Here is a 1,358-nt window from a genome sequence, read left to right on the forward strand (position 1 = left end):
GGGCTATAGGAACTAAACGCGTTGTTTATGTTGGGGGTTTGGCCTTGTGGCTGTAAGCGTGTTGGGTGGTTGTTAATAGGTCGGGTTGTTAATAGGGGTCTTGCAGGGGTGCCCGTTCCTGTTCGATTGGGGAATGAGAACCAGATCGAAGAGGGCCAGGCATTGCCCCATATGCCATGGGCGGATGCGCAAGCATGGGCGCAACAGATCAGGCACGCAGCGCTGGATGTGTCCGTCCTGCTCGATCGCGTCCACCGCGCGCAGGCAGGACCGGGCCCGCGCCGCGCAGTTGAGGGAGTTCCTGGACCGGCTGCTGACGGGCAGGACCCGGGAACAGATGGGGGCCATGGGCGCCAGGGCCTGGCGTAAACGGGTCGGCTGGTGCTGGAACATCAAGCCGGCAATCACACCGGACGGGGTGGTCCATCACACGCTCATGGCCGACGGCACGTATATGGCACACGGCTGGTGCCTCCTGATAGCGATCGACGGGCAGACGGGCCAGGTCATCGACTGGCAGTGGTGCCATCAGGAGAACACGGCGGCCTACACGGCCCTGTTCTCCCGCATCCCCGGGCCCGACGTGCTCATCACCGACGGCCTTCGCGGCGTGCAGAAAGCCTGCCATGCCTGCTGGCCGGGCACGCGCATCCGACGCCGCCTGGTGCACGTGCAACGCAACACCAAAACCGACCTGACACTCAAACCACGACTTCAGGCCGGCAAGGAACTCAAGCGACTCTCCGACCAGCTCACCCGGGTCCATACCATCGAGGAAGCGGTGCGTTGGGGTGAGGCCTTGAACGCCTGGCACGAAAGATGGGAAACCCTCATCGACGAACGCACCATGGCCAAGGACGACCCAGCCAACCCCAAAGCCAGCCACCAATCCTGGTGGTGGACCCACCAGGAACTCCGCCGCTGCTACCGCAGGCTCGAACACCTCTTCCAAGACAGGCAGCTCTTCGCCTTCCTGGAACCCGAACTCACCGCCGGCGGGCCAGTGGAACGCACCACCAACCGGCTGGAAGGAGGAGTCAACTCACCCATCAAACGCACCCTCCTGCAACACCACGGCCTACCCGAGAGCCACATGAGACGCGCCTGCGAATGGCACTGCTACATGAAAACCGACAACCCCGACCCCGCCAGCCTGATCAGGGACGAACACCACCAGCCACAACCAGCACCCAAACGGGAAACCAGACAGGAACAGGACGAGCCCGAACACTACGGCACCGCCATCAACTGGAACGAGTTCCACACACCAGTCAGATACCCCAACACCACACTCTGACCAACACACAACCAAACCCACACACAGAACCTAAAACAACGCGTTTAGTTCCTATAGGCCC

1 protein-coding gene is annotated in these 1,358 nt (G+C 62.0%); it reads left to right on the forward strand.

Annotated features, from left to right (window positions below):
- Window positions 1–133: 133 nt before the first annotated feature.
- The gene (locus tag J3U06_RS09290) at window positions 134–1,297 is read left to right on the forward strand and encodes an IS1249 family transposase (protein ID WP_267444988.1); all 1,164 of its coding nucleotides are present in this window, start codon (window positions 134–136) and stop codon (window positions 1,295–1,297) included.
- Window positions 1,298–1,358: the final 61 nt, after the last annotated feature.

Origin of the sequence: Bifidobacterium sp. B4142, assembly GCF_026537325.1 — a bacterium.
In the GTDB taxonomy this organism is placed as follows: domain Bacteria; phylum Actinomycetota; class Actinomycetes; order Actinomycetales; family Bifidobacteriaceae; genus Bombiscardovia.

What these genes read in the sequence shown, in the direction of transcription:
- J3U06_RS09290 (WP_267444988.1), top strand. Translation starts at nt 134, where the DNA reads ATGAGAACCAGATCGAAGAGGGCCAGGCATTGCCCCATATGCCATGGG.